The sequence below is a fragment of the Dehalococcoidales bacterium genome (assembly GCA_028716225.1).
Taxonomy (GTDB): domain Bacteria; phylum Chloroflexota; class Dehalococcoidia; order Dehalococcoidales; family UBA5760; genus UBA5760.
In genome coordinates this window covers 209,619-235,376 of record JAQUQE010000001.1, presented here as the reverse complement: position 1 = coordinate 235,376, position 25,758 = coordinate 209,619, and the positions used below count along the sequence as shown (strand labels likewise).

General features: G+C 52.0%; 29 protein-coding genes, 7 tRNA genes and 1 other annotated feature. Of the genes, 15 read left to right on the top strand and 21 right to left on the bottom strand.

Translation table 11 applies throughout. The annotated features are described in order from the left end of the window. Nucleotides 1-93: 93 nt before the first annotated feature. The 8 genes from rplJ to PHI12_01180 all read right to left on the bottom strand — a co-directional run bounded on the left by rplJ (nucleotide 94) and on the right by PHI12_01180 (nucleotide 4,338). Nucleotides 94-618, bottom strand: a complete 525-nt coding sequence (gene rplJ, locus PHI12_01215) for a 50S ribosomal protein L10 (GenBank protein MDD5509422.1) — start codon at nucleotides 616-618, stop codon at nucleotides 94-96. A gap of 30 nt (nucleotides 619-648) precedes the next feature. Continuing rightward, nucleotides 649-794, bottom strand: a sequence feature (ribosomal protein L10 leader region). A 13-nt stretch (nucleotides 795-807) separates the two neighbouring features. Beyond that, nucleotides 808-1,521 (bottom strand): 50S ribosomal protein L1, encoded by a 714-nt coding sequence (gene rplA, locus PHI12_01210; protein MDD5509421.1) that lies wholly within the window; start codon nucleotides 1,519-1,521, stop codon nucleotides 808-810. Nucleotides 1,522-1,523: 2 nt separating this feature from the next. Then, a complete protein-coding gene (rplK, locus tag PHI12_01205; GenBank protein ID MDD5509420.1) occupies nucleotides 1,524-1,946 on the bottom strand; it encodes a 50S ribosomal protein L11 in 423 nt (140 codons plus the stop codon). Nucleotides 1,947-1,963: 17 nt separating this feature from the next. Further along, a complete protein-coding gene (nusG, locus tag PHI12_01200; GenBank protein ID MDD5509419.1) occupies nucleotides 1,964-2,497 on the bottom strand; it encodes a transcription termination/antitermination protein NusG in 534 nt (177 codons plus the stop codon). Nucleotides 2,498-2,613: 116 nt separating this feature from the next. Then, nucleotides 2,614-2,865 carry a preprotein translocase subunit SecE gene (gene secE / locus PHI12_01195; GenBank protein ID MDD5509418.1) on the bottom strand — a complete coding sequence of 84 codons (252 nt, stop codon included), beginning with the start codon at nucleotides 2,863-2,865 and terminating at the stop codon, nucleotides 2,614-2,616. A gap of 4 nt (nucleotides 2,866-2,869) precedes the next feature. Beyond that, nucleotides 2,870-3,037 (bottom strand): 50S ribosomal protein L33, encoded by a 168-nt coding sequence (gene rpmG / locus PHI12_01190; protein ID MDD5509417.1) that lies wholly within the window; start codon nucleotides 3,035-3,037, stop codon nucleotides 2,870-2,872. Between the two features lie 2 nt (nucleotides 3,038-3,039). Continuing rightward, nucleotides 3,040-4,242 (bottom strand): elongation factor Tu, encoded by a 1,203-nt coding sequence (gene tuf, locus PHI12_01185; protein ID MDD5509416.1) that lies wholly within the window; start codon nucleotides 4,240-4,242, stop codon nucleotides 3,040-3,042. Nucleotides 4,243-4,265: 23 nt separating this feature from the next. Then, nucleotides 4,266-4,338: transfer RNA gene (locus PHI12_01180), tRNA-Thr, on the bottom strand. Nucleotides 4,339-4,705: 367 nt separating this feature from the next. Here PHI12_01180 and PHI12_01175 point away from each other — a divergent pair. Then, on the top strand, nucleotides 4,706-5,146 hold the full coding sequence (locus tag PHI12_01175) for a hypothetical protein (protein ID MDD5509415.1): 441 nt from the start codon (nucleotides 4,706-4,708) through the stop codon (nucleotides 5,144-5,146). Nucleotides 5,147-5,227: 81 nt separating this feature from the next. Here PHI12_01175 and PHI12_01170 read toward each other — a convergent pair. The 5 genes from PHI12_01170 to PHI12_01150 all read right to left on the bottom strand — a co-directional run bounded on the left by PHI12_01170 (nucleotide 5,228) and on the right by PHI12_01150 (nucleotide 6,400). Continuing rightward, nucleotides 5,228-5,315 (bottom strand) — tRNA-Tyr (locus PHI12_01170). A gap of 21 nt (nucleotides 5,316-5,336) precedes the next feature. Further along, nucleotides 5,337-5,409: transfer RNA gene (locus PHI12_01165), tRNA-Thr, on the bottom strand. 77 nt (nucleotides 5,410-5,486) lie between these two features. Then, nucleotides 5,487-5,563 (bottom strand) — tRNA-Glu (locus PHI12_01160). Nucleotides 5,564-5,825: 262 nt separating this feature from the next. Beyond that, nucleotides 5,826-6,218, bottom strand: coding sequence for a protease inhibitor I42 family protein (locus PHI12_01155; protein MDD5509414.1), 393 nt, complete (start codon nucleotides 6,216-6,218; stop codon nucleotides 5,826-5,828). Between the two features lie 107 nt (nucleotides 6,219-6,325). Further along, a tRNA-Gly gene (locus PHI12_01150) sits at nucleotides 6,326-6,400 on the bottom strand. A gap of 504 nt (nucleotides 6,401-6,904) precedes the next feature. Between PHI12_01150 and PHI12_01145 the strand changes: the two genes are divergently transcribed. Continuing rightward, nucleotides 6,905-6,976, top strand: a tRNA-Ile gene (locus tag PHI12_01145). A 105-nt stretch (nucleotides 6,977-7,081) separates the two neighbouring features. Next, nucleotides 7,082-8,815 (top strand): hypothetical protein, encoded by a 1,734-nt coding sequence (locus PHI12_01140; GenBank protein ID MDD5509413.1) that lies wholly within the window; start codon nucleotides 7,082-7,084, stop codon nucleotides 8,813-8,815. Nucleotides 8,816-9,515: 700 nt separating this feature from the next. Here PHI12_01140 and hflX read toward each other — a convergent pair. The 7 genes from hflX to PHI12_01105 all read right to left on the bottom strand — a co-directional run bounded on the left by hflX (nucleotide 9,516) and on the right by PHI12_01105 (nucleotide 17,105). Further along, nucleotides 9,516-10,625: a GTPase HflX gene (gene hflX, locus PHI12_01135; protein ID MDD5509412.1), complete on the bottom strand. Its 1,110-nt coding sequence runs from the start codon at nucleotides 10,623-10,625 to the stop codon at nucleotides 9,516-9,518. 98 nt (nucleotides 10,626-10,723) lie between these two features. Continuing rightward, a complete protein-coding gene (locus PHI12_01130; GenBank protein ID MDD5509411.1) occupies nucleotides 10,724-11,887 on the bottom strand; it encodes an LL-diaminopimelate aminotransferase in 1,164 nt (387 codons plus the stop codon). Between the two features lie 4 nt (nucleotides 11,888-11,891). Then, on the bottom strand, nucleotides 11,892-12,764 hold the full coding sequence (dapF, locus tag PHI12_01125) for a diaminopimelate epimerase (GenBank protein ID MDD5509410.1): 873 nt from the start codon (nucleotides 12,762-12,764) through the stop codon (nucleotides 11,892-11,894). Between the two features lie 37 nt (nucleotides 12,765-12,801). After that, nucleotides 12,802-13,782: a tRNA (adenosine(37)-N6)-dimethylallyltransferase MiaA gene (miaA, locus tag PHI12_01120; GenBank protein MDD5509409.1), complete on the bottom strand. Its 981-nt coding sequence runs from the start codon at nucleotides 13,780-13,782 to the stop codon at nucleotides 12,802-12,804. Nucleotides 13,783-13,930: 148 nt separating this feature from the next. After that, entirely contained in the window at nucleotides 13,931-14,689 is a 759-nt protein-coding gene (gene tpiA, locus PHI12_01115) for a triose-phosphate isomerase (GenBank protein ID MDD5509408.1), read from the bottom strand. Nucleotides 14,690-14,703: 14 nt separating this feature from the next. Then, nucleotides 14,704-15,909: a 2,3-bisphosphoglycerate-independent phosphoglycerate mutase gene (locus tag PHI12_01110; protein ID MDD5509407.1), complete on the bottom strand. Its 1,206-nt coding sequence runs from the start codon at nucleotides 15,907-15,909 to the stop codon at nucleotides 14,704-14,706. 5 nt (nucleotides 15,910-15,914) lie between these two features. After that, entirely contained in the window at nucleotides 15,915-17,105 is a 1,191-nt protein-coding gene (locus PHI12_01105) for a phosphoglycerate kinase (protein ID MDD5509406.1), read from the bottom strand. 145 nt (nucleotides 17,106-17,250) lie between these two features. Here PHI12_01105 and PHI12_01100 point away from each other — a divergent pair, with 145 nt between their 5' ends. Then, nucleotides 17,251-17,778 carry a small multi-drug export protein gene (locus PHI12_01100; GenBank protein ID MDD5509405.1) on the top strand — a complete coding sequence of 176 codons (528 nt, stop codon included), beginning with the start codon at nucleotides 17,251-17,253 and terminating at the stop codon, nucleotides 17,776-17,778. 56 nt (nucleotides 17,779-17,834) lie between these two features. Then, a tRNA-Arg gene (locus tag PHI12_01095) sits at nucleotides 17,835-17,910 on the top strand. Between the two features lie 78 nt (nucleotides 17,911-17,988). Here the strand turns inward: PHI12_01095 and PHI12_01090 are convergent. Then, entirely contained in the window at nucleotides 17,989-18,543 is a 555-nt protein-coding gene (locus tag PHI12_01090; GenBank protein ID MDD5509404.1) for an NUDIX hydrolase, read from the bottom strand. A gap of 31 nt (nucleotides 18,544-18,574) precedes the next feature. Here PHI12_01090 and PHI12_01085 point away from each other — a divergent pair, with 31 nt between their 5' ends. The 10 genes from PHI12_01085 to PHI12_01040 all read left to right on the top strand — a co-directional run bounded on the left by PHI12_01085 (nucleotide 18,575) and on the right by PHI12_01040 (nucleotide 25,756). Further along, a complete protein-coding gene (locus tag PHI12_01085) occupies nucleotides 18,575-18,799 on the top strand; it encodes a hypothetical protein (protein ID MDD5509403.1) in 225 nt (74 codons plus the stop codon). Nucleotide 18,800: 1 nt separating this feature from the next. After that, nucleotides 18,801-19,181: a hypothetical protein gene (locus PHI12_01080; protein ID MDD5509402.1), complete on the top strand. Its 381-nt coding sequence runs from the start codon at nucleotides 18,801-18,803 to the stop codon at nucleotides 19,179-19,181. Nucleotides 19,182-19,313: 132 nt separating this feature from the next. Then, nucleotides 19,314-20,105: a 30S ribosomal protein S2 gene (gene rpsB, locus PHI12_01075; protein MDD5509401.1), complete on the top strand. Its 792-nt coding sequence runs from the start codon at nucleotides 19,314-19,316 to the stop codon at nucleotides 20,103-20,105. Between the two features lie 18 nt (nucleotides 20,106-20,123). Next, a complete protein-coding gene (locus tag PHI12_01070; protein MDD5509400.1) occupies nucleotides 20,124-20,627 on the top strand; it encodes an elongation factor Ts in 504 nt (167 codons plus the stop codon). A 12-nt stretch (nucleotides 20,628-20,639) separates the two neighbouring features. After that, nucleotides 20,640-21,362 (top strand): UMP kinase, encoded by a 723-nt coding sequence (pyrH, locus tag PHI12_01065; GenBank protein MDD5509399.1) that lies wholly within the window; start codon nucleotides 20,640-20,642, stop codon nucleotides 21,360-21,362. Next, nucleotides 21,359-21,931: a ribosome recycling factor gene (gene frr, locus PHI12_01060; GenBank protein ID MDD5509398.1), complete on the top strand. Its 573-nt coding sequence runs from the start codon at nucleotides 21,359-21,361 to the stop codon at nucleotides 21,929-21,931. Before pyrH ends, frr begins: the two co-directional genes overlap by 4 nt. 38 nt (nucleotides 21,932-21,969) lie before the next feature. Beyond that, a complete protein-coding gene (gene uppS / locus PHI12_01055; GenBank protein MDD5509397.1) occupies nucleotides 21,970-22,692 on the top strand; it encodes a polyprenyl diphosphate synthase in 723 nt (240 codons plus the stop codon). A 21-nt stretch (nucleotides 22,693-22,713) separates the two neighbouring features. Continuing rightward, a complete protein-coding gene (locus tag PHI12_01050) occupies nucleotides 22,714-23,556 on the top strand; it encodes a phosphatidate cytidylyltransferase (protein ID MDD5509396.1) in 843 nt (280 codons plus the stop codon). Then, the gene (locus PHI12_01045) at nucleotides 23,553-24,704 is read left to right on the top strand and encodes a 1-deoxy-D-xylulose-5-phosphate reductoisomerase (GenBank protein ID MDD5509395.1); all 1,152 of its coding nucleotides are present in this window, start codon (nucleotides 23,553-23,555) and stop codon (nucleotides 24,702-24,704) included. The genes PHI12_01050 and PHI12_01045 overlap by 4 nt, the downstream gene beginning before the upstream one ends. After that, nucleotides 24,698-25,756 carry a M50 family metallopeptidase gene (locus PHI12_01040; protein ID MDD5509394.1) on the top strand — a complete coding sequence of 353 codons (1,059 nt, stop codon included), beginning with the start codon at nucleotides 24,698-24,700 and terminating at the stop codon, nucleotides 25,754-25,756. The genes PHI12_01045 and PHI12_01040 overlap by 7 nt, the downstream gene beginning before the upstream one ends. Nucleotides 25,757-25,758: the final 2 nt, after the last annotated feature.

Sequence of the window (25,758 nt, the reverse complement as noted above, 5' to 3'; positions counted from 1 at the left end):
GTCGCTTCTTCCTTCGCTTTTTTGGCTGCTTTTTTGACTGTTTTTTCCTCTACCTCACCCTGTTCCATCTTGACTTCCTGTTCTTCTACCATCTTATTCTCCCTCCATTTGTTTAATTCTAGCCTGTAACACTCTCATCACCCCCGCTATAGGGGCGCTAAGACAATTTACTAAACCGGCAATAGGACCCTGCATCCCTCCGAGCAGCTTGGCCAGTAGTATCTCCCTTGACGGCAACTGGGCCAGAGTCGATACTTCTTCCGGAGTAAGCACCCGGTCTCCTAAGAAGCCGCCCTTTATAGTCAATGTCGATTTTGAAGTGATGATATATTCGGTCAGAATCTTGGCTGGCTCGGTTACATCACCGTAGCCTAAGGCAATAGCTACCGGCCCGACAAAGGAACTGGCCAGGTTGGTCTTTCCCGCTTTTTCTGCGGCAAACCGGGCTAATGTATTCTTCACCACTCTATAATCGATGCTTGAATTCCCTAACCTGCGGCGTATGGTGGTTATTTCGGCGTTCGACAGACCCCGGTAGTCAGTCAAAATGCCAACGCTGCACCTCGAGAAAGTGTCTTCGAATCTATCGATAATCTCAGTCTTCTTTTCCCTGGACATACCTGATTAACCTCCTCACTATTACCAGTCGCATCTTAACAAAAAGCCCTTGTGCCTGCCGCACAAGGGCTAAAGCAAAAACGCTGCTGGTCCAGAGTCTTTGTTTTATCCTCGGCGGGCGGTAAAATTTAAGCCTTGCCGGCACCCACTATCACAGGAAACTATTAATCTGTTAACTGTCTAATAAGATCAACCGGTACCTAGATCAATGGTTGATCTAAGGTCAAGCTTTATCCCGGGTCCCATAGTTGTGGTCAGTGTAGCTGACTTGATGTACTGGCCCTTGGCGCCGCTGGGCTTGGCTTTCACCACGGCCTCTACTATTGCCGTCAGATTTCCCAGTAGCTTATCAGCCTCGAAACTGATCTTGCCCAGGATAACGTGGATAATGGCCGTTCTATCCAGTTTGAATTCGACTCTACCCTTACGGGAGTCCTCGATTACCCGGGGCAGGTCTTCGGCGGCTACTACCGTCCCCGACTTGGGGTTGGGCATCAGGCCCCTGCGGCCCAAGATTTTTCCCAGCTTGCCCACCCTGCCCATCATATCCGGGGTAGCTATAGCGGTGTCGAATTCCAGCCAACCGCCTTCTATCTTCTTAATAATGTCATCACTGCCGACAAAGTCTGCCCCTGCTCCCTCGGCAATTCTTTCTGCTTCTCCCTGCGCAAAGACAAGAACGCGCACCTGTTTACCCAGTCCGTAAGGCAGCAGGGCAACGCCTCGTACCTGCTGAGTGGCGTTTCTAGGGTCGAGTCCCATTCTGAGGTGAAGTTCGACGCTCTCATCGAATTGAGCGTAGGCCATCTTCTTCGCCAGTTCGATAGCTTCACCGGGGGCATATGTCTCCGGCCTGTCCAGCAGTTTAACCGCTTCTTGATACTTCTTACTCCGTCTTACCATCTCTACTCAACCTCAATTCCCATGCTGCGGGCGGTACCCTTAACGATTTGCTCCGCCCCCTCAATATCGACTGCGTTCAGGTCTTTCGCCTTAAGCTGTGCTATTTCGCGGAGCTTGTCACGGGATAATGTGCCCGCTTTCTCACGGCCAGTAGCTCCGGCCCCCTTTTCCAGGCTTAACGCCTTTTTCAACAGGTCACTGGTGGGTGGTGTCTTGGTAATGAATGTGAATGACCGGTCGTCAAAGACGGTTATCTCAACCGGAATGATAGAACCGGACTGGCTGGCGGTGCGCTCATTGTACTCTTTGCAGAATCCCATTATATTAATCCCGTGCTGACCTAGCGCAGGACCCACCGGAGGGGCAGGGTTTGCCTGACCGGCTGGTATCTGCAGCTTAACTACGGCCTTAACCTTTTTCGCCATTTATCTCTCCTGAAAACTTAAAGCTTCTCTACCTGCAGAAAATCAAGCTCAACGGGGGTACTACGTCCAAACAGGGACAGAAGCACCTTGACCTTACCCTTTTCTGAATTGATACTTTCCACCACTCCGATAAAATCAAGGAACGGGCCATCAGTCACACGAACGCTCTCTCCCTCTCGGAAACCGATCTTCAGCTTGGGTGCTTCTGCTTCCATCTGCTTCAAAATCCGGGTTATCTCTTCATTGGTCAGAGGGACCGGTTTATCTCCCCCGCCGACAAAACCGGTGACGCCGGGGGTATTACGTACTATCTTCCAGCTCTGGTCACTCATTCCCATCTGGACAAGGACATAGCCGGGTAGTATTTTCTTGCTCACCGTTTGCTTTTGGCCGCTTTTTACCTCAATCTCATCCTCAGTAGGAATAACTACCCTGGCGATCTCGTCTTCAGAGTCCATAAACTTGATGCGCTGCTCCAGGTTCTTCTTGACCCGTTCTTCGTACCCGGAATAGGTATGGACGACAAACCAGGATTTTTGCTTTTCCTCCACAAGACCTCACCGCAAGAAAGATTTCAGAAAGACTTCAAGACTACAGCAACTGGCGCGGAATTCACTAATTGGGACGATAAAAACCTCGCTCAACCTCACGGGGTAGTTGCCGATCACTAACCACCCAAGAAGAAGTTACGAACCAACTGACCAAAGCCGCGATCCACTCCTCCCAGTACCAGGCCGGCGACACCGGCTATAATAATCACTACCACGGTTAGATATACCACCTCACGCCGGGAAAGCCATACCACCTTCTTCAGTTCAGAACCGATACCGCCCAAAAACCCGGTTATCGAGAAACTCTTCTTGGTGCTGGTAACGGTACGCTGCGCTACCGCGGTAGTCTTATACTTCTGAGCCGCCACAGTCTTATTTTACCTCTCTATGTAGCCTGTGTACCCGACAACGGGGACAGTACTTACTCAACTCTAACCGCTGAGCATCATTCCTCTTATTCTTGGTAGTGGTATATCCCCTTTCCTTGCACTCGGTACAGGCAAGGTGGATAATTATTCTCGCCTCAGATTTCTTAGCCATAATTACTCAATGATGCGGCTGACAGTGCCGGCGCCTACTGTCCTGCCCCCCTCCCTGATAGCAAAGCGTAGGCCCTTCTCCATGGCTACCGGGTAGATTAGCTTTATCTTCATTGTTATATTATCACCGGGCATAACCATCTCCACCCCCTCGGGTAGCCCGATAGTACCGGTAACATCAGTTGTTCTGATGTAGAACTGGGGCTTATATCCGTTGAAGAACGGGGTGTGCCGCCCGCCTTCTTCTTTACCCAGGACGTAGACCTCGGCCTCAGCTTCGGTATGCGGCTTGATCGAACCGGGCTTAGCCAGTACCTGTCCTCGCTCAATATCCTCACGGTCTACACCTCTTAGCAGGATACCCACCGCATCACCGGGCTCAGCATCATCCAAGAGCTTGTGGAACATCTCCAGGCTGGTAGCCACTATCTTTTTAGGCTCATGGTGCAGGCCTACTATCTCGATTTCATCTCCCGGGTGAATTACGCCACGCTCGACTCTTCCTGTCGCTACGGTACCACGCCCCTTGATACTGAAAACATCCTCCACCGGCATCAAGAAGGGCAGGTCTTTAGGCCGCTCCGGTATCGGAATATAGCTGTCAACGGCATCCATCAACTTCCAGATAGGGCCGCACCACTGGCACTCCCTCTTGCCACAGCCGCATTCCAGCGCTTTGATGGCGCTCACTCTTACTATCGGGATATCATCGCCGGGGAACTGCTGTTTGCTAAGTATCTCTCGGACTTCCATCTCCACCAGTTCCAGAAGCTCCTCGTCCTCCATCATGTCTACCTTATTCAGGGCGACCACCATGGCGGGAACCTCTACCTGACGGGCTAGCAGTACATGCTCTCTGGTCTGGGGCATCGGACCATCGGGGGCACTGACCACCAGTATTGCCCCATCCATCTGGGCTGCCCCCGTTATCATGTTTTTAACGAAGTCAGCATGGCCGGGACAATCAATATGGGCATAGTGCCTCTTATCAGTTTCGTATTCTACGTGAGCAATGGCAATAGTAAGCCCTCTTGCCTTCTCCTCTGGAGCGTTATCGATACTGTCAAACGAACGATAGCCGGTCGTACCTCCCTTGGACAGCACCAGAGTTATCGCCGAAGTTAAGGTTGTCTTGCCGTGGTCAACATGACCGATGGTACCAACATTACAGTGTGGCTTGCTGCGATCAAACTTCTGCTTAGCCATTTTCAAAAACCCCCTTTGTCCTCAGCCCACAACCAGATTCGAACTGGTGACCTCATTCTTACCAAGAATGCGCTCTACCGGCTGAGCTATGTGGGCACATTTATTTACGTATAATTTAACTTTACTTTACACGTAACTGATGTAGCTAATTTTAAGGTAATAGAGACGAAAAGTCAACCTGTGATTACATCGTCCTAAAGACATCAACTGCCCTGGCAGAATCGCAGTCCTGAACCGGCAGCTATATACTCGGATGTCATTGCGAGGGTGAGTCACAAGCGACGGCAGTAAACTACCTGTATAGACTAGAATGTTTTGTATGGTTTTGTCAAGCATGATTCTGTTCGGATGAATTAAAGGGGGCTGTAGCGGATAAACATTTAGAGAGCAGGATTGCTTTTTCGCTAATGCTGCTATATATTGTGATAGAATGATTCAGATAAATTGCGTGAGGTGACTGGTGATGCGAGTAACGCGTGCATTAAGCGAAATGAGGTTTGTCCTGATAGGCTCATTATTCGTAGTGGTAGCGATTGTGTGGGTTTATCAGACCTACTCTTCATTGTCTGAGTTGATATCGGAGGTAAGCCTCAATCCTGAATTATCCTGGAATGTTCTTGTTCTCCGTCTGAACGCTACCAGCACGCAGATCGGTATCAGTTTCCTCATGCTTGCCATCGGACTCTCTTTCGTAGGATGGGGTATCGCGGATTATACCCAGCGCTCAAGCAACCGGACCGCCAGGCTTTTGGTAGGCAGCCTCTATATGATTAGCCGGCGGTTGGAAAAGCTGGAGGCTGCGTTGCAGGATTCGGATAATTCCGATCAAATAGTCTTATCCTCGGTCTCTAAAAAACCGGGCCACAGAACAGCCGGTGAAAAAGAGAAACCCGGAATTCACTGAAGCTCCGCTTCGGGACGACTATACATGAGCCCTTCCCGAACGGTTGTTCCGTCTACTTAGTATCGCGGCTCACATATTGGATGGTGGAGGGGGTTGGATTCGAACCAACGTAGCCCTTTCAGGCGGCAATTTTACAGACTGCTCCGATTAACCACTCCGGCACCCCTCCTCGTATAACCACCAAGAACTAAGCCCGAGAGGGGATTCGAACCCACTAACCTACCGATTACAAGTCGGTTGCGCTACCATTGCGCTACTCGGGCACCGCCTCTCGAAGCTGTTCGCTAAATGATATGAACAACTGGCATATTATAAAAACGAGTGCTCTAAAAGTCAAGTTTGGTAGCGCATACCGGATTCGAACCGGTGATCTCCTCCTTGAGAGGGAGGTGTCCTAGGCCGCTAGACGAATGCGCCACGAACTACAAAAATGGCTGGAGATACAGAAATCGTATCGAATCTTTCCCGGAGCGTACTGGTTCAGATATTTGCTCGGGATGTTTAAGAAACCAACCTTGGTTATTATATCAGCCTAAACACAAAACGGCAACGTCTCGTCGGGGAAGCCGTATAGAATGCGGCTGTTCGGGCTGCTTAAGAAGGGCAGGCTATGACTCTGTTATGCCGGATTGGTAGGTAGCATCCTTTGATAAGCAATATAGGGGTAATATAGGCAAGACTATTCAACAGCGATGGCTATGCGGAATGTCCGTTGCTCAACGCTGTCGTCGGTGGTGCTCCATTGAAGCATAGTATTGCCGGGACTAAGTGTCTTGTAAGTCCAGACATCCTGTTCGGTGCCGGGCCTGTAAGCAGTCTGCTGTACCACAGCTCCGTCGCCTATCAACGCGGATTCTTGCCACTGAAATCCTGCCGATGACTCTGAGCATAAGGCTACTGTGAACGATTTACCCACAGAAAACGGGTTTTTGGCAGCTGCAACAATGTCTTGCTTCTGAGCAAAATCCTCACAGGTGACCGTAATGGTGGCTTTCTCTAATTTTGGTGAGCATGCTAAGAGAGGCATTAATGCGATAAAAGCAAAGCATGTTAGTACTGTTTTGAGTTTCATTATCCCCTTAACACTGACTTTGTCGAAAAGCATAATACAGCGGATTACCCAGATACAAAACGGGAGAGTAGAGCGGTGAAAAAAGTTAAGCAAAATCGCAGTTTATATGGAGCGGGAGACGGGGCTCGAACCCGCGACAGCCTGCTTGGAAGGCAGGAACTCTACCACTGAGTTACTCCCGCACCGCTAAGTTACACGTAGATTTTACGCCATAGCGGGGCTAAAAAGCAAACTTCCGGTGAGTATCCTTTGATTAAGCATGTGTATCCTCGCCATATCAGGCGCCAGACTTGACAAGGGGAGTCCAACTGGTTAAAGTGTCCATTAACGGATTCTGTCATAGGCGCTGAGAACGGGCATGATGCTCCGTTCCAGTATTGAAGATTGGAGAAGACTGTTAATGGATTGGCGGATAGGTGTTGCAATAATCGTAGCTCTCGTTGTTGTGCTGCTGGTCGTTCGCAAAAGAAAGAGCCGTTAGGAAGCAGAAGGCTGACGTTGGCTCGAACATCCTTGTTCTTTCGGACTTCCTGTTCTGTATTGACTTCAAATTCTCCAGCCAATATAATCTAACTATAGCAGAGAGCAGCTGATTCAGTTAGAGAGAACTGCTTGTTTTCTGGCAGGCGGTTTTGTTGTTACCATTTACCATCAATCTATTGGGTTAATTCGTCACTGACTTTTGGGGGCTCGTAGCTCAGCGGCAGAGCGGTCGGCTCATAACCGATTGGTCGTAGGTTCGAACCCTACCGAGCCCACTTCCCTTGCGATTAGCGTTTTTTCTGGCTCCTCTTGTTGATATCCTCCTCTCTCTTGTGATTATTTAATCGGTATTAAAGAACAGATTGGGTAGAGTAGGGTAAATGACCGAAAACAATTCGAAAGAGATGGAACGCAGGTCATCGGCTGTTACGCTTTCCGATATGGAGGTGTTTATTTTCCCGGAGTTGATGTACAGCCTGGTCCTGGCCAATATCATGTCGCCGCGTATCTGGTTATGGCGTGATAATCCGTGGTTTTCCGGGCTGGCGGAGATGAGCCCCTACCGTCGCATCTCAAAGCTGAAGCAGTATATTATGGACAATTATACCTTTAACCTGGATCTGGAGACGTGGGGGCTTACCACCAGGGAGCGTGAAATAGCGCGATTTCGCGGCTTCATCAGTGAGGATACGATCCGGAAGTCTAATGCCTTGTTCGGCTATGAGGGTGACCGGTATTACTTCGATATGGACATCCGGGCTCACTTCGGCCTGGATAAGTATGATAGCAATGTCATACCGTACTGGAAGACTGAGACGGTTGAGGCGATGGATGCCTTTCGCTACAAAACTAACTACGAGACAGGGGCGGGGGAATGTGTTTCTCTGGCGGCGCTCTATGCGGCGGCTTTATTCATCGTGGCCGGGATCCCGCTTGAAGACATCTATCTGATGGCTACGCCATTGCATTCCCAGGACTTCATCGATGTTGATGACGGGATTCTGACCAACAACCGGCGGCTGGTAACAAAGAGCATGTGGTTTAACGGTACCGCATTGTCGGCACAGGCCCGTCGGGCACTGGAGAAGGAGGCGGTTACGATTGTTGCCCACCCGACCGGTTATGTCCACACCGTTTATAACCAGGCAACCATTGACAAAGGGGCCTATGCGCATTTCGCCGATCGTCTGAAAAGCTATCTCAAGGCCCCGCTGGATGACAAGAATATCGTTAATTTCCTGCGGCATAGCCGCGACTTGCAGAAATGCTTCCAGATTCGATGGTCGATGCACGGGGGGGATAACTACATAGGCGCCGAGAGGGTATTTGCTTATGAGCACGGCAGCCCGTACCGGATAAACGATAGGACCAGAGATAAACTGATGGCCCAGATTGATGCTGAAGAATTTCAGATTACCCCTTTACGCCACCGCATTGTTCTTAATGAGCTTGAGGATCTGGTACGACAGGAGAACATCAAGTGTAATACTCGGGGCGATCTGGAGCTGCTTAAGGGACGGCTGGCTTCTGATTGTCTGGAAGCGGAGGTGGCTCTGGAGAGGCTGGCTGCGTTCTGTAATACCGACCCCAGGCTTCCTGATGCCAGTGAGAAGGAATTCGTCTCCGGGCAGGAGCCGCTGGGTATCGTTCTCGGCATGACACGCGCGGAAATCGTCAACCGGTTGGAATCTATCCGTGAGCGTAACGATACCGCTAATATGGCGTTCTATGCCTACCGCGACCTGATACGTACGGAGCCGTGGCCGTTTTTGGTTGCCGCTATGCAGCGTAACCCGGTCTCCATTGAAGGTGCCGGGGGAATTGAGGATAGCTCACTATTAGTACGGAGATTAAGCGAGATGCCTGAGATGTCGATATACGATGGGCCGGGGCGTCTTGCTCAACCTGACGAGGTGTGGAACTACGGCCGTGGCGACGGCCTGGAAAAGGCCGTGCTTCTTGCCAATATTCTGCACAGCCGGCTGCCCGATGCAGAAATGGTTATCGAGGTATCTCCAGCTAGGGCCTGCCTCAAGGTAGGTCGGACCGCATATGATTTTTCTTCCCGGAAAGAAATCGGTGAGCAGATCTGGCCGCTATCCCGTTATTGGTAATACCTGTATTACAGTAGGGTATGCGGAAATCAACTTGACATAACACCACCAGGTAACCGGAGGGTCGGTAGGACAGGTAAAACGTTCGGGAGGGCGTTACAAAGGTTTTATCGGGGTGTTGGGAGAACAGGATAGCAAGGGCGCATTTTCTCCGTCTGCACTTAAAAGAAAATACCGTGTTAGTTACTCCTGATGGTGTATTTAAGAGTAGAGGGCTTTTGAGGTTATCTTAGACTAACCCCTGATGATAATTAGCCATTTGTCTGTTTTGGGGTATTTCCCAATGGCTGTTTTATAACGTGTAGATTACATAACATATATTGTGCGCCCATAATAATAAACAGAAACAGAAGTAGAAGTAGATTTCTCACTCAAGCTGTTTCTTCCATTCAAGACGGCTTTCGAACAGTTCAGCTATCTCCGACTCCGACGTAATGGTTCCCGATTATTCCTGCGAGGGTTTATTTTGTAACCCATGATATTAAGGAAGCATTTGGAATTTGAGTTTCTATTGTCTCCGTCCTTTTTATTTGTCGGATGTTCCGACGATCTGCATATTTTGACGATGCTTATCTTAATGAAACGATAAAATCAGGGAGTTATTCCTAAAATGCTGCTTCCGAAGGTAGATTACCATTAAAAAATATTTTAAGGCCCCTAGATTTTGATTCTAGAGCGTCATGTTTCTTGATGCCTTAAACTAGGCCCGGATCCGGCCTAAAATATCCTGGATCACTTCAAGGAGCCGGGTAAGGCCCCATTTCTTTACTGCCGAGACAAGTGCCGTATTTTTGCTGGCTATTAGGTCCTGTCCGGAAAGGTGGTCTATGGCGGACTGCTCGTCCCATTTCTTCTCCCTGCTAAGCAGTAAATCGATTTTGTTCAGTGCCGTGATTATGGGCCTGTCGGCAAGGCCGAGGTCTTCTAGAATATGCTCGACGGCCTGACATTGCTCGGCGGCATTGGGCGAGGTCAAATCGACGACGTGCAAAAGGATACTGGCTTCGGCCAGTTCTTCCAGCGTTGCCCGGAATGCAGTGACAATGCTGGGCGGCAGCTTTTGTATGAAGCCGACGGTGTCGGTAAATAGTACCTTACCCTTACCGGGTAGAGTAAGGCTGCGGGTGGTCGGGTCCAGGGTGGCAAAGAGCTTATCCTCGACCAGTACATCGGAATGGGTTAAGGCATTCAGCAGAGTGCTTTTACCGGCGTTGGTATAGCCAACCAGTGCTACAATGGGGATACCCTGCCGTCTGCGTTGCTGCCGGTACAGATTACGGTGTTTCTTTACCGATTCAATCTGTTTTTTCAGGTGATTGACCTTACGGTCAACCAGTCTCCGGTCTGTCTCAAGCTGTGATTCACCCGGGCCCCTGGTGCCGATACCACCGCCAAGCCTTTCCAGGTGGCTCCACTGTCCGGCAAGGCGAGGCAGTAGATACTGGTGCTGGGCCAGTTCTACCTGCAACTGACCTTCTCTGGTTTGCGCACGCCGGGCGAAAATGTCCAGGATCAAGGCGGAGCGGTCAATCACCTTTACCTTGAGAATTTGCTCCAGGTTCCGCTGCTGCAGCGGCGACAGTTCGTCATCAAAGACCACCATGCTATAGTTGAGGCTTTCCTTCAGAGCGATCAACTCATCAAGCTTGCCTTTGCCGAGGTAGTATGTCTTCGACGGTACGTTTAGCTGCTGGGTGAGCTTGCCTACTATGTCAGCGCCGGCTGCGCTGGCTAACTGTGCCAGTTCTTCTACCGAGTCTTCTACCGGCCATTGTTTGTTAACGGTCTCTTTGATTGCTACCGCTACCAGGCATGCCCGTTCCCGAGACGCGTGGGTCGCAACCGGTTTCTTGGTGATAATGGCCCCCGATTATTATGTCAACTTACTTTTTCTAGCTCAAGACTGCTTTAGTGGGTACGCCATTCGGCTAACCGCGATAACCCTTTGACCAGGTTAGCGTCGGAAATGGTCAGAGACAGACGTACGTAGCCCTCACCATTCTGCCCGTAGCCTATGCCCGGAGTAACCACCACCCCCACCTTTTCCAGCAGGGCGTTGGCAAACTCGAGAGAGGTATATCCGCTGGGAACCTTGGTCCAGATATAGAGACCTGCTCTGGGCCGCCTGGCTTCAAGACCGATGTCGCTAAGCATATCCACGACCAGGTCACGCCGTCTCTGGTATTTTAGGCTCTGCTTTCTAACCAGGTCCTGAGGACCGTTGAGCGCTTCGATAGCAGCGTACTGAATGGCCTGGGGAATACCTGAGTCTATGTTCGATTTAACCCTCTTCAGGGCGTCTATCATCTCCGCGTTACCGACTGCCATTCCTATCCGCCACCCGGTCATGTTATAGCTTTTGGACAGGGAATGGAACTCGATGCCGGTTTCCCTGCCGCCTTCTGCCTGCATAAAGCTAGTCGGTTGATAGTCGTCGAAGGCAACCTCGCTGTAAGGAGCGTCGTGACAGACGGCCAGATCATGATTACTGGCAAACTTAGCGACATGGTTGAAGAAATCGAGCTCCGCTACGGCACCGGTGGGATTATTGGGATAGTTTATCCAGAGCAGTTTAGCCTTCTTAATTACATCGGAAGGTATTATTTCCAGGTCGGGAAGAAAATCGTTCCCTTCCGTAATAGGCATATAGTACGGCTTGCCATTGGCCATTATGGTGCCCATCGCGTAGGGAGGGTAGCCGGGGTCGGGTACCAGGGCAATATCGCCGGGATCGATAAAGCACAGAGCGGCATGGACAATGCCCTCTTTGGCGCCGAGAAGAGGCAGCACTTCTTTGTCCGGGTCAAGAGAAACGCCAAAGCGTTTTTCGTACCATCCCGCTATCGCCCGGCGTAGTTCGGGAAGACCGTCACTCTCCGGGTATTGGTGGTTGGCCGGGTCCTGCGCTGCCTGGCAGAGTCTGTTGATTATGTTGTTTGGTGTGGGGAAATCCGGGTCGCCGATAGCGAAACTGATTACCTCTTCCCCCTTGGCCCTTTTCTCGGCAATCTTGCGCGTAATCTCGCGAAATAAATAGGGCGGCAGATTCTCTATTCGTTTTGATAGTCTCATTTCACTATGCCCCGCCCGGCCACCGGCCGGTAAATACTATTTCGGCAGGACCGCTGAGCAATACTTCACCCTTGCCGTCCCATTCTACATTCAATATGCCCCCGGACAGTTTTATCGCTACACTGCCATCGGTGAGGCCGTTTAACCGGGCGGCTACTGCTATTGCACAGGCGCCTGTGCCGCAGGCCAGCGTCTCACCGGCTCCCCTCTCCCATACCCTGGCTTCTATCTGCTGCCGGTCGATCAGCCGGGCGACCTCAAAGTTTACCCGCTGTGGAAATATTCTGTGATGCTCTACCTCCGGCCCTATCCGGGTTAAAGGGAAATCCGCCACCGGTTGCCCGGTGAAATAGACAGCATGTGGATTTCCCATCGAAACGAGGTTCAGGGGTAGTTTCCGGTCATCCAGGTTAATAGTATAGTTCAGCATAGACTTTATGTCAACTAATTTCCGATCACGCTCCCCTATTGCGGCCGGTATTTCCCCGGCCTTAAATTTAGGCAGACCCATACTAACCTGGATGCTGAGCGGTTTCCCTTCCGAACGGTTTACTATCGCCTTCCTGACGCCGTCTTTTGTTTCGATATAGCAGATTTGTTGTGCCTTATCTCCGGCTAACAGCTTCCTGGTTATGATGTATTTTACCAGGCACCTCAGACCATTGCCGCAGGCTTCCGCCTCGGAGCCATCGGGATTAAACATACACATCCGGAAGTCGGCCGCCTCTGACGGCAGCAGGAGCAGCAGACCGTCGGCGCCGATACCGAAGTGGCGGTTGCAGACAGCAATGGCCAGCCGCGACCAATCACGGTTGGTATCACCGGCCTCTACCAGCATAAAATCGTTACCGGCTCCCTCTAGTTTAGTGAAATCCATTTTACTGAACCAGCCCTGCTGTTTTGAGGATAACTCATTATATAACATGTGTGCCCTTTCTTGAAGTGGGTGGGCTTGGCAGGAGTTTTGTTTCTACCGTACCTGCCGTGAAACGGGCAAATGATTCCGTGATTTGTGATTTGGTATTATTACTGCCGATGTCAACCCAGCTGATTCTGCTGTCCTTGAGTTGAAACCAGGCGTATTGGTGTCTGACGAAACGGTGGGTCTCAAACTTGATTTGCTGTATTGCTGCAGCCAGGGGCAGCCCGCCGTTTAGAAAGGCGCCGATTTGCTTGTAGCCGATGCTGGACATAGCCGGTAGTTCGAGCCCGTAGCCCATATTAAGCAGCCTGTCCACTTCGGCTATCAACCCCTGCTCTATCATCTCGTCGACCCTTGAGTCGATTCTGCGATACAGCTCTGCCCTATCCGTGGTCAGACCGATTATCATCGTTTCAAAGGGCGGTTTTTGCTTACTCTTGAGCCGGGAAAATGGGATGCTGGTGCTCTGATATACCTCTAGTGCCCGGATGACACGGCGCACATTATTCGGGTTGATATCCCGGGCTGAGTCAGGGTCAACCTCCCTCAACTCCTGATAGAGCTTGCCTTCGCCCTCTCTGGCGGCTCTTTCCGACAGGCTCTGTCTGAACTCCGGGTCGGGTGGTACCTCAGGTACTCCCCAGCCCTCCAGTATCGACCAGACATATTGCCCGCTGCCGCCGACTAACACGGCTAGTTTTCCCCGTTTCTGGATGTCATTAATAGCGCGGTAGGCCAGCCGCTGGTACTGCGCCAGACTGAAGTCTTCATCCGGGTTTATGATGTTGACCAGATGGTGGGGAATAAGGGATAGCTCCTCAGGGCTTGGTTTGGCCGTACCGATATCCATAAAGCGATATATCTGACGGCTGTCGGCGCTTACTATTTCCCCGTTAAACGCCTGGGCCAGTCTTATCGCCAGTTTGCTTTTACCTATGGCAGTAGGTCCGACTATGGCTACCAGATGGCTCATATTCTAAACCTCGATATGATTAAATCTGTGCAAGCTGCCCCGCTCGTGATAATAAAGTAGCACTGTAACACGCGGGCAATTGCGGGTAAGGGCGGTGTTTCTTTATTCGATCGTGGCGCTCTTCCCGTGACCAGCCCGATAAGAGGCCTTAGCCGCTGCTTGCCCTGGCCTGGGTCACGATGCTCAAGAATTGGTCTGCTTTTAGGCTGGCCCCACCGACCAGGGCGCCGTCTATCTCGGGTTGCTTGATAAATTCAGCGGCGTTTTCTGCGGTGACGCTGCCTCCGTAGAGAATCCGCATTTTCCCGGCGGCTTCTTTCGTCCCCAGTCCGGCGATACTGATGCGGATGAAAGCAATGGTGTCGTTTGCCTGTCGTCCGGTGGCTGCCCTGCCTGTGCCGATAGCCCAGATTGGTTCGTAGGCTACCGTCACCGCGTCAAGGAAATCGATTCCGGCCAGGGACGATCTGAGCTGCTCGGCAATCACCTCCTCGGTTCTGCCGGTTTCATTTTCCTCAAGTTTCTCACCGACGCAAAGAATAGGCTTTAGGTTAGCCTTCAGCGCCGCTTTGACCTTTCTGTTGACGATGTCTCCGCTCTCGCCAAAGTATTGCCTGCGCTCCGAGTGGCCGATGATGACAAACTCACAGAGATCGGCCAGCATTAACGGGGAAATCTCGCCGGTATAGGCGCCCTTGTCCTCGAAGTACAGGTTCTGCGCCCCTAATTTTATCGAGCTCCCTTTGATTAGCTCTTTTACCGCTGTTAATGAGACGAACGGCGGGCAGATTACCTTCTCGACGCCGGCTATTTCATCAAGGCCGGTGCGCATTTTGCTGACCAGCTCTACCGCCTCGCTTACCGTGGTATTCATCTTCCAATTACCGGCTATCATCGGGATGCGCATCCTGGTCCTACCTCCTAAGCGCCAAATTTCCTCAGTTTGAGAGCATGAGCCATTGCCAGAGGCATAACCTGGGTGGCGGGGAAGCGCCCCAATCCTCCGGAAGCACAGGCTGACTCACCGAATTCCATTGCCCGGTCGGGGCGGCACCACCTGGAGTGCAGGAGCACGGGTACCGGGTGCCAGCTATGCCCTTTCAGTATGGCCGGTGTTGAGTGATCTCCGGTGACTATCAGAACATCAGGCCCGGTGTCTATCAGTTCGGGCAATGCCCTATCGAGTTCCTCGATAACACTGACCTTACGTTCGAAGTCGCCGTCTTCACCGGCGCTGTCGGTCCCTTTCACGTGTAAGAAGAAGAAATCATAGGCGGAGTAGTTTGCTTTCAGTGCCTTCAGTTCATCTTCGAGGCCGGTTCCCGGGTCCAGAATGTCCATGCCCACCAGCCTGGCCAGGCCGCGATACATGGGGTAGACGGCGATAGCCGCCGGCTTCAATTTATATATCTCGGTCATGGCTGGGAAATCCGGTCTTTCCGAAAAGCCGCGGAGAAGAAGCATATTGGCGGGATGCTGCCCGGCCAGGATTCTCTTTGCCTGAGCGATGAATTTATTGGAAATGCTCACTGTTTTGGCTGCCCCCGGCTGCAATGCGCTGGCGGCCCTGGGGGGGACTCCCAATTGCTGCGGGTCGGAATCGCTGACAGCCGGGTTGAGACCGTCGCCGCGAAATACCACGATGAAGCGGTGTTCCCTTACCGGACGGACGAAGAGCCTGGTGTTTTCTATCGTCATACCGTCCAGCAGCCCGCAGAGCCTGGTGCATTCTTCGTTGGTGATACGGCCGGCCCGCCGGTCGGTAACCAGTCCTTTTTTGTCGACGGTGCAGAAATTCCCCCGGGCGGCCACGTCTCCCGGCTTGAGGTCGAAGTCTATACCGACTGCTTCCAGAGCGCCCCGCCCGATAATGAAGCGGATCGGGCCGTAACCGAACAGGGCCAGGTGCCCTGCGGCGCTGCCCGGGGTTATGCCCGGACTCACTATGTCGATAAGGCCGGTCGTGCCTTCTTTTGCCAGCCTGTCGAGATTGGGCGTATCCGCTGTCTCCAGCTCGGTTTTTCCCGTTTCGGAGCGGGGCAGTCCTCCTAGTCCGTCAAGTACCATCAGCACAATCTTACCGGTGGAGGGTTGAGCTAGGTTCCGCATTAATTCCAGGCTGTCCATAGTCATCATTCCCTGTCCGGCAGAGCCTCTATTCCCGGCAGTATCTTACCGCTGATAAACTCGAGCGAAGCACCGCCGCCGGTGGAGACGAAGGTCATCTTGCCGGCCAGTCCCATTTCGGTTACTATCTCGGCAGTGGAGCCTCCCCCGATCACCGTGGTAGCGTTCAGACCGGCCAGAGTATCGGCCATGGTCTTCGTACCGTTGGCGAACTGGGGTATCTCGTATATCCCCATCGGCCCGTTCCAGAAAACCGTTTTACACTTTTGCAGTGTTTCCCTGAAGGTGCCGGCTGTGCGGGGGCCGATATCGACAATCCTTTTGTTGGCGGTGATGTTTTTTATCGCGACAACCTTGCCCTCTGCCTTTGGGCTGATTTCATCGGTAACGACAACATCGACCGGCAGCAGCAGGCGGACGTTGTTTTTTGATGCCTTTTCCATCAGGTCGGCGGCAACGCCTAGCTTGTCTGTCTCGATTAGCGACAACCCTACCTGGCAGGACTGTGCCTTCAGGAAGGTGGCAGCCATACCGCCGCCGATGAGAATGTAGTCCACCTTGCTCATGATGTTCTCTATCACACCGACCTTGTCGCTCACCTTAGCGCCGCCGAGAAGAGCGGCAAAGGGGTGGGACGGGTTCTCGGTAATGCCGCTCAGGTTTTCTATTTCCTTCTCCAGCAACAGTCCTGCTGCCGAAGGTAGGTAACGGGTAACGCCGACTATGGAGGCATGGGCCCGGTGCGATGTGCCGAAGGCGTCGTTGATGTAGCAGTCGGCCAGTGAGGCCAGGGCCCGGGCAAAGGCAGGGTCGTTTTGCTTCTCTTCCGGATGGAAGCGGATGTTCTCCAGAACCAGGACCTCTCCGTCGCCCAGTTCGGCTGCGTACTTCTTTGCCTCGGGGCCGATCGAGTCCCTGGCATACTTCACCGGCTTCCCCAGAATCTCTGCCAGGCGCCGGGCTACGTTTGTCAGGCGCAGCTTATCAACAATCTCACCCTTCGGGCGGCCCAGGTGCGAGCAGAGGATAATCCCGGCTCCCCGGTCGATAAGGTACCTGATCGTCGGTAGCGCTGCCCTGATGCGGCTGTCATCGGTGATAGCCCCGGTTTCCTCGTCCAGGGGGACGTTAAAGTCGACTCTTACCAGGACTTTCTTGTCGTTGACGTCTATGTCCCGAATAGTTGCTTTGTTCATCGCTTCCTATAGCCTCCCCAAAGTCTACTATATTACTGTGGTTCTCGCAAATTGTCTTGACGCTGATGAACCTGTTTGCTACACTCGGTAGGTGCTGCCTTCCGGCCGGACTACAGTTTTGCGTAAGTAAAGGCTAAGGATTAGCGTGTTCCTCGATAATATTCTCAATGTACTTCATGGGCTCGGTTTCTCCAAGGAACTCGTGGTGGTTGCCGTTTCTGCTTTGCCGATAGTCGAGCTGCGTGGAGCGATACCGTTCGCCCTGGGCCTGATACCTTCCGACGTCTATCCGTATAGCATCGCCTGGTATTATGCCCTGCCGCTGGCTATCGCCGGCAACCTGATTCCGGTGCCGTTCCTGCTGCTGTTCTTCAATGCCATTGCCCGGAGACTGAGCAGGGTGGGTGTCTTCAGGAGGTGGTTCCGGTGGCTTGAGGAGCGTGCCCGGCGGCGGGGTGGGATTGTGGAGCGATACAAGTGGATCGGGCTGATGGCATTTGTTGCCGTTCCGCTGCCGCTAACCGGCGCCTGGACCGGTTCATTGGCGGCGACTATTTTCGAGATAAAATTCAAGCCCGCCTTCCTGTCCATCCTGGCCGGTGTTTGTATTGCCGGCGCTATTGTTACCTCTGTCTGCCTGCTCACCCAAGGGGGGATTGGCTATCCGGGGTAAAGCCAGGTTAGCTTGACCTCTCACCTGGCTCGTGCTACATTTTAGTAGTGAAAGCCGTCCCTGTAGCTCAGTGGATAGAGCGGCTGCCTTCTAAGCAGCGGGTCGTGGGTTCGAATCCCTCCAGGGACGCCAGCACGACTGTATAGCCGTGAACTCATTATTCTTTGCCCCTTTCGATAATAACCTTAATGAGTTTCGCCGAACCTTTTTTTAGATTAACCCCATTTTTTCTATGATCCAGATTATTCCGGGAACTCTAAGGTCCATGGTGGTGTCTGCAGGTAGGTTGAGTAGAAAATCCGGCAATCCTGCGATGGGTATTTTCAGGACCTCAATTATCTCAGCATCATCGGGATTCTCGCCTCCGATATATTCTACGTCCGGTGCTAGAAAATGATTGACCCGGCTGGGTGTCAGAACCGAGCATTCTGGTGTTACCTTAATCGGGATAAGCTCCTTCGCCAGGTAGCCTGTCTCCTCCAGGAGCTCGCGTCTTGCGGCATCTTCTTCACTTTCTTCTGCCCGGTCGGTCAACCCCGCCGGTAGTTGAATAACAAAAGACTCTATTGCGTATCTCCAGTGTCTTTCCAGAATTAACTCTTTATCCCGGGTAATGGCGACGACGGCAACCGCCCCGCAGTGGAACGTGTTTTTCCTCTCCACCAGTTCCCATACCGCTTCTTTGCCTGACCTGGTAAGAAAGTGTTTCCTGACAAAGTCTATATATTTCCCCCGGGCGACCGTTTCCTTTTTTCTTATTAACAAGATATGTTACCTCTCTTTAATCAGTAATATTGTGACAATAGCAATTATAAGATTCCTTCCGGTATGGCGGCTGATCCGGCCTTTCCCATCCTTCTCCCCTATTATATATTATCCCGCCAGTGACGTACCTGTCGGAGGTATGCTCCGGTTCGGAACCCGGTGGTATATCGTTGGTGCCGGGCTCTGCTTGACAAAAGCGACTCCGGTACTTAAAGTATCCATTAACGAGTTTGTCAAGCAGGGAAAGGTGGACTGAAATGGGAAACAAAGCCAAATCGCTTTTGCTAAGTGGACTTGCTGTCTTGCTGGTTGTTCCGCTCTTGGGTTGCGGCCTGGTAAATACGTTAGTATCGCCTGCTGCTTTGAGCAGTCAACAGGCGATTGCTATAATTCAGATTGCCGGCATACCGTATATCGACGATTACTACCAGGAGGCGGTTGAAGGACAGGGTTCCGAGACACCGGTAAAAATAAGCCCGGCAACCCCGGTTGGCCAGTGGGTTGCTGATTATGAAGGCAATGGCAGCTGGAGGATTCAGGGCACGGTCACGACCAGTGCCTGGGGCAGCTGCCTGACTATCTGGACGCTTAGAGAGGAAGACAGCAAGATAAGGCTTATCGGGTTTAACTGTGGTTAGGCCCGGTTGTCTACTTGGTAAATACACTACGCCGAAGCAACAGGTGCCGGGTTTTGGCTGCCCTATTATCGTGTTGCTGTATAGCGAGTAGTTATGTTATACTACTTAACAGTTCAGGAGGGGGGGGTAAGATTGGCAAGTACAGTCACAATCAAGCAGCTTTTGGAAGCCGGGGCACACTTCGGCCATCAGACGAGTCGTTGGCATCCTCGTATGAAGAGATATATCTTCACCAAGCGTAATGGTATTCATATCATTGACCTAGAGCAGACGGTTGGCATGCTGGAGAAGGCCTGCAGTTTTATCGAGCAGTTGGTCGCCGACGGCGGTACCGTGCTTTTTGTCGGTACCAAGAAGCAGGCCCAGGAGTCGATAGAGGAAGAGGCTAAGCGCTGTAATATGTATTACATTAACCAGCGCTGGCCCGGTGGAGTGCTGACCAATTTTAGTACGATACAGGGTCGTATAGACTATCTGGTTCGTCTGGAAGACCAGCAAGCCAGGGGTGAGCTTGAACATTTGCCTAAAAAAGAAGCCCTCAAGTTGAGTAAGGAGTTGGTGCGTCTCAATCGTATGATAGGCGGTATCAAAGAGATGACCAGTCTACCCTCATCTCTGTTCATTGTCGATGTTACCAAGGAGAGGCTGGCTTTAGAAGAGGCAAAACGGGTTGGCATACCGGTGGTGGCTGTTGCCGATACCAATTGCGACCCTACCGGTATTGACTATCCGATTCCGGCTAATGATGATGCTATTAAGGCCATTAAGCTTGCCTGCAGCCGGATCGCCGACTCGGTTCTGGCGGGTAAGGCTGGAGGGGCCGAATTCCTGGCCCGTGAAGAGCAGCCAGATGGAGAAAGCATAGAAGAGGTTGCGGTTGCCGAGGATACCGAACCGGTTGTTTTCATGTCTGGTGATGAGTAGTAGTATAAGGAGCGGGAGTTGAATATTCCAACGGCTAAAATACGGGAGCTCAGGGAGCAATCAGGGGCTGGAGTGATATCCTGTCGCAATGCCCTTATTGAAGCTTGCGGTGATATGGAGAAGGCACAACAGATATTGAAGGAGAAGGGTATTCTCAAGGCCCAGGATAAGTCGGAGCGATCTACTACCTGTGGTGTGATTGAGACCTATGTCCATACCGGCGGGCGTATCGGCGCTATGATCGAGGTCAATTGTGAGACCGACTTCGTTGCCCGTACCGCTGAATTTAAGGAGCTGGCGCATAATCTGGTAATGCAGGTAGCGGCCATGCCTCCTAAATTTATTTCGGATGACGAGATTAAAGATGAAGCTGACGTCGAACCTCAGGCGGATTGCTTATTGTTACAGCCTTTCATTAGAGACCCCGGCAGAACTATCCGGGACATTATCGTTGAGACTATCGCCAAGTTAGGTGAGAATATCAAGGTAGCCAGATTCGCCCGATTTGAATTAGGTAGATAGGTATTATTGGTTATGACCACTACCAGGTATAAGCGGGTTCTGCTTAAGCTCAGTGGTGAGGCTTTCAGCGGCAAAATAGATTATGGTATTGATACCGATACCCTTACCCGGATAGCCAGGCAGATCAAACAGGTGATGGAAATGGGTGTCGGCGTCGCCATTGTTGTTGGCGGCGGCAATATCTGGCGTGGCGCCGCTGCTGAGCGTAAAGGGATGGACAGGGTTACCGCCGACTACGCCGGTATGGTGGCTACCGTGATAAATGCTTTGGCTCTTCAGGATGCCCTAGAGAAGGTAGGTGTAACTACCAGGACCCAGACGGCAATCGGTATTCAGCAGGTGGCGGAGATCTATATCAGACGCCGTGCCATCAGACACCTGGAGAAAGGCAGGGCGGTTATCTTTGCCGGAGGTACCGGTAATCCCTATATGACCAGCGATACTGCGGCGGCTCTGCGGGCTATAGAGATCGAAGCGGAAGTATTGCTGATGGCCAAGAATAATGTTGATGGTATCTACAGCGCCGACCCTAATAAGAATCCCGAGGCTAAGAAATTCGATAAAATCAGCCATCTTGAAGCTTTGAATATGCGTCTTAACGTGATGGATGCCACTGCTCTCTCTCTCTGCCTGGAGAATAAGCTGCCGATAGTGGTTTTCGATCTTCAGGCTCCACAGGGACTGGAGCGCGCTGTTAACGGCGAACATATTGGTACTATGGTGACTAATGATTGAGCGGAACAATGGATATTAGCGTACTTTTGAAGAACACTGAAGCAAAGATGCAGGCCTCTGTAGAAGCTTTAAAGAAGGAGCTGACTACAATTCGGACCGGGCATGCGGCTCCGGCTCTGGTTGAACATATCAAGGTAGAATATGCCGGCGTCCCGACCCCGCTTATTCAAATCGCCGGCGTTTCCGCACCGGCAGCCAGCTTGCTGGTGATACAGCCCTGGGATAAAAGCAGCCTGCACAGTATTGAAAAAGCCATTCTGAAATCTGACCTCGGGCTGAATCCGGTCAGTGACGGAAATGTACTTCGCATAAATATTCCGCCTCTCAGTGAAGAACGGCGTCAGGAGTTGGTTAAGGTGGTAAGGGCAAGGGTGGAGAAGGAGAGGGTGATCATCCGTAATCTGAGGCGTGAGACTATGGATGAACTGAGGAAGCTGGAGAAAGACAAAGAGATGTCGCAGGATGAGATGAAGCGCACCTTAGACCAGCTGCAGAAGATTACCGACAGATTCATAGCCTTTGCCGAGCAGGCTGGTCAGAATAAAGAAATAGAGATTGAAGAAGTCTAGTCCGGGCTAAAGGTTGTCGCCAGTTTTTCACTTGTGTCATGGAAGTTGATTCGTTAACTGCTGAAGAAGAGGCCGGCAATCCCCGTCATGTTGCTATCATTATGGACGGCAACGGCAGGTGGGCAGAGCGTCGCGGGCTGCCCAGGTTCAGGGGGCATATCGCCGGAGTAGACAGCGCCCGCTCTACGATTCGTTATTTCAACAACCGGTACCACTTAAAGTATCTCACCCTTTATGGTTTCTCCTCCGAAAACTGGAACCGTTCTCAGGATGAGGTCGGGGGGATATTTCATCTCTTCGAAGAGGTAATCGGTGGAGAGTCTCAGGAGCTTCATAAAGAAGGGGTCAGGCTTCGCCATCTCGGCCGTTTGGAGGAACTCCCGCCAGGTCTCCAGCAGGAGATAGGTAAGGCCGTTAAGCTGACAGAAAACAATACCGGGATGACCCTCGGCTTTGCCTTTAACTACGGAGGACGCCTTGAGATATTGGATGCGGTACGTGGTATTATCGCTGAAGGCGTCCCGCCGCAGAATATAGACGAAGAGTTGTTTAGCCGTTTCCTTTATACTAACGATATCCCCGATGTTGACCTGCTCATCCGCACCGGCGGTGAACTCCGTATCAGCAATTTTCTGATATGGCAATCGGCTTACAGCGAATACTATTTCACCGATGTTCTGTGGCCCGACTTCAATGAGAAGGATATCGATAAAGCGCTGCTGTCTTATAGTCACAGGCATAGGCGCTTCGGTGGATTATAACTAAATGTCCGGCAGAAGCGTATGCTTAAGAAAAGGGTTATAACTTCCCTCTGGTTTGCTCCTCTTCTGGTGGTGGTTGTCTGGTTTGGTGGCGAGAGGGGTTTTACCGTATTAATGGTCGTCTTTGGCGTCCTGGCTGCTCTTGAGTTTTATCGAATGGCAGCTATGGCAAAGCTGTTGCCGTTCGCCTGCTTCGGTCTAATCTGGACGGCGTTCTTTATTCTGGAGCGCAACCCGGAGCTGCTGTCTTTCCTGGCGCCTTATCTTACTCCTGGTTTACTCATGCCCTTATTGTTGACCTCGGCGGTGGTGCTACCCTTAATGGGACTTCTGGCGCGTCGGAATAAAGAAGGGGCTTTCCAGAGCTGGGTTTGGACAATCGCCGGTATACTCTATGTGGGCTGGCTGCTGGGTCATCTGGTTGCTCTGAGGGGGCTGGATGATGGCAGAAACTGGGTATTCTTTATCCTGTTTGTTACCTGGGCTTCCGATACCCTGGCTTTCTTTGTCGGTAGAAAATTCGGCAGGCACAAGCTTGCTCCCGGCATAAGTCCGGGCAAGACCTGGGAGGGAGTAGCAGGCGGGATAGGCGCTGCTGCCGTAGTGAGCATACTGTTTTTTACCCCTACCCCGTTCCGTCTTCCGCTTTTTCCCGGGCAGGTAATTCCGTTAGCCGTACTGGTCAGTATCTTCGGGCAGATTGGTGATCTTGTCGAGTCCCTGCTGAAGCGCAATATGGGAGTAAAGGATTCCGGCAGCATGATGCCGGGCCACGGCGGAGTCCTTGACCGTATCGATAGTCTCATTTTTGCCGGTGCGCTGGCATACTATGTGGTATACTATGTATACTATTGCTTGATATGACTGGCGTAATTAAGCAACTGGCCATTCTGGGTTCAACCGGTTCTATCGGTCAACAAACTCTTGAGGTAGTACGTGCTTTTCCGCACAGGTTTCGTGTCATCGGATTGGCTGCGGGGAAGAATATTGACTTGCTGGCCAGGCAGGTAAATGAGTTCCGGCCCAGGCTTGTCTATTTCCAGGATGGGAAGTCAGGACAAAGACCGGCTGATATAAACTGTGAGTTCTTACCGCCGGAGGATATCGCTTCTCATCCTGAGGTGGATACCGTTGTTATCGCTACTTCCGGGAGATCGGGTTTATTGCCCCTGATGGCGGCGGTAAAGGCCGGAAAGGAAATTGCCCTGGCCAACAAAGAGTCGCTGGTTGCAGCCGGCGAGATTATCACCCGTGAAGCCGGGCTGAGTAAAGCCCGCATTTTGCCTCTCGATAGTGAGCATAGCGCGATATGGCAATGCCTTCAAGGAGAGAGTCAGAAGCCGATTCGGCTTGTGCTGACGGCATCGGGGGGGCCCTTCCTGCATTATTCGAAAGCGCGGCTGGGTCAAGTCACCGTCGAGCAGGCGCTAAAACATCCCTCGTGGCGGATGGGTAGGAAGGTTACCGTTGACTCGGCTACCCTTATGAACAAAGGCCTTGAGGTAATTGAGGCCCACTGGCTGTTCGATATGTCTTTTGAGAGCATTGAGGTTCTAGTTCATCCCCAGAGTATTGTCCATTCCCTGGTAGAATTCGTGGATGGTTCGGTTAAGGCCCAGTTGGGATGTCCCGATATGCGCTTGCCTATCCAGTACGCCCTATCTTATCCCGAGCGCTTGCCTAATCCCTATCTCGAGCGGCTCAACTGGGACGTAATGAGTAATCTTACCTTCGGGCAGGTTGACCCGGATGTATTTCCCTGTCTCAGGCTGGCTATTGAGGCGGGCAGGAAGGGGGGCACTTACCCGGCTGTGCTTTGTGCCGCTGACGAGGTTGCGGTTAACCTGTTCCTCTCCCGGCGCATTGAATTTACCGGTATCGCCCGCCTTGTCGAGCAGGTGTTAGAGCGGCATCAGATGGTGGCCTGTCCGAACCTGGATGAGATTATATCTGCTGATGGCTGGGCCAGGGAGACGGCCTCCCGATTTGTTAGCGGAGATAGCCCGTGCTGATTACGGTGCTTATTTTCCTTGGTGTCCTGGCAGTAATTATCATTGCCCATGAGCTGGGGCATTTCATCACTGCCAAAGCCTCCGGGGTGGAAGTGAAGGAGTTCGGTGTCGGACTACCCCCCAGATTATTCTCGGTGAAACGGGGCGAAACGATCTATTCACTGAATGCGATACCGCTGGGGGGGTTTACCAAAATGTCCGGCGAAGAAGACCCCGGGGCGCCGAGAAGCCTGGCCGGTAAGCCTTTTGGCATCAGGCTTCTGGTGCTCAGCGCCGGCTCGCTGATGAACTTTTTGCTGCCTCTGATACTCTTTGCCATTGCTTTTATGGTTCCTCACAATACGGTAATCGGAGAGGTGCTGGTAGAGGATGTAGCGTCCGGTTCCCCGGCGGCTTTAGCCGGTATTGAATCCGGAGACAGGATAGTCAGTATAAACGGAAAGCCTCTGGAGAACAGTAGCGACTTGCAGCGCTACATCCAGATTAGCCTGGGCAGGGAGATCGTGGTAAGAGTCGAGCACAGTGATTTAACCGTAGAGGATGTTAATATGGTACCAAGGTGGAGACCTCCCGAGGGCCAGGGGGCAGTGGGAATCGTGATTAGCATGCCGGAGGCGACCGTTATTCGCCGCAGCGAGCCGTTCTGGAGGGTGCCGTCTTTAGCCGTCTCGGCATGTGTGGAAACCATGGCCCTTTTTAAGAATGGTATACTGAGTATGCTTGCCGGTACTACCTCTCTCAGATTAACAGGACCGGTAGGTATTGCTCAAATGACCGGTGAGGCAGCCAAGGTGGGGATTAGTCCGCTGCTGGAGTTCGCTGCTTTTCTCAGTCTTAATATCGGTTTGATAAATCTCTTCCCTCTCCCTGCCCTGGATGGGGGAAGGATAGGCTTTCTTCTGTTGGAGAAAGTACGCCGGGGCCGGCGTGTGTCGCCGAAGACGGAAGGAATGGTACACCTGATCGGTTTCCTACTGCTTATGGGTGTTTTTGCTGCGGTGACCTATAGTGATATTTTGCGCATTGTCGGTGGAGGGAGCCTGATGCCATAGAG

Coding starts and splice junctions, on each gene's coding strand:
- PHI12_01140 (MDD5509413.1), top strand. CDS start 7,082: ATGACCGAAAACAATTCGAAAGAGATGGAACGCAGGTCATCGGCTGTT.
- PHI12_01155 (MDD5509414.1), bottom strand. CDS start 6,218: ATGAAACTCAAAACAGTACTAACATGCTTTGCTTTTATCGCATTAATG.
- tuf (MDD5509416.1), bottom strand. CDS start 4,242: ATGGCTAAGCAGAAGTTTGATCGCAGCAAGCCACACTGTAATGTTGGT.
- miaA (MDD5509409.1), bottom strand. CDS start 13,782: ATGAGCCATCTGGTAGCCATAGTCGGACCTACTGCCATAGGTAAAAGC.
- uppS (MDD5509397.1), top strand. CDS start 21,970: ATGGAAGTTGATTCGTTAACTGCTGAAGAAGAGGCCGGCAATCCCCGT.
- PHI12_01080 (MDD5509402.1), top strand. CDS start 18,801: ATGGGAAACAAAGCCAAATCGCTTTTGCTAAGTGGACTTGCTGTCTTG.
- rplK (MDD5509420.1), bottom strand. CDS start 1,946: ATGGCGAAAAAGGTTAAGGCCGTAGTTAAGCTGCAGATACCAGCCGGT.
- tpiA (MDD5509408.1), bottom strand. CDS start 14,689: ATGCGCATCCCGATGATAGCCGGTAATTGGAAGATGAATACCACGGTA.
- PHI12_01050 (MDD5509396.1), top strand. CDS start 22,714: ATGCTTAAGAAAAGGGTTATAACTTCCCTCTGGTTTGCTCCTCTTCTG.
- PHI12_01105 (MDD5509406.1), bottom strand. CDS start 17,105: ATGAACAAAGCAACTATTCGGGACATAGACGTCAACGACAAGAAAGTC.
- PHI12_01175 (MDD5509415.1), top strand. CDS start 4,706: ATGCGAGTAACGCGTGCATTAAGCGAAATGAGGTTTGTCCTGATAGGC.
- rplJ (MDD5509422.1), bottom strand. CDS start 618: ATGTCCAGGGAAAAGAAGACTGAGATTATCGATAGATTCGAAGACACT.
- pyrH (MDD5509399.1), top strand. CDS start 20,640: ATGACCACTACCAGGTATAAGCGGGTTCTGCTTAAGCTCAGTGGTGAG.
- dapF (MDD5509410.1), bottom strand. CDS start 12,764: ATGGATTTCACTAAACTAGAGGGAGCCGGTAACGATTTTATGCTGGTA.
- rpmG (MDD5509417.1), bottom strand. CDS start 3,037: ATGGCTAAGAAATCTGAGGCGAGAATAATTATCCACCTTGCCTGTACC.
- PHI12_01130 (MDD5509411.1), bottom strand. CDS start 11,887: ATGAGACTATCAAAACGAATAGAGAATCTGCCGCCCTATTTATTTCGC.
- rplA (MDD5509421.1), bottom strand. CDS start 1,521: ATGGTAAGACGGAGTAAGAAGTATCAAGAAGCGGTTAAACTGCTGGAC.
- PHI12_01110 (MDD5509407.1), bottom strand. CDS start 15,909: ATGGACAGCCTGGAATTAATGCGGAACCTAGCTCAACCCTCCACCGGT.
- PHI12_01045 (MDD5509395.1), top strand. CDS start 23,553: ATGACTGGCGTAATTAAGCAACTGGCCATTCTGGGTTCAACCGGTTCT.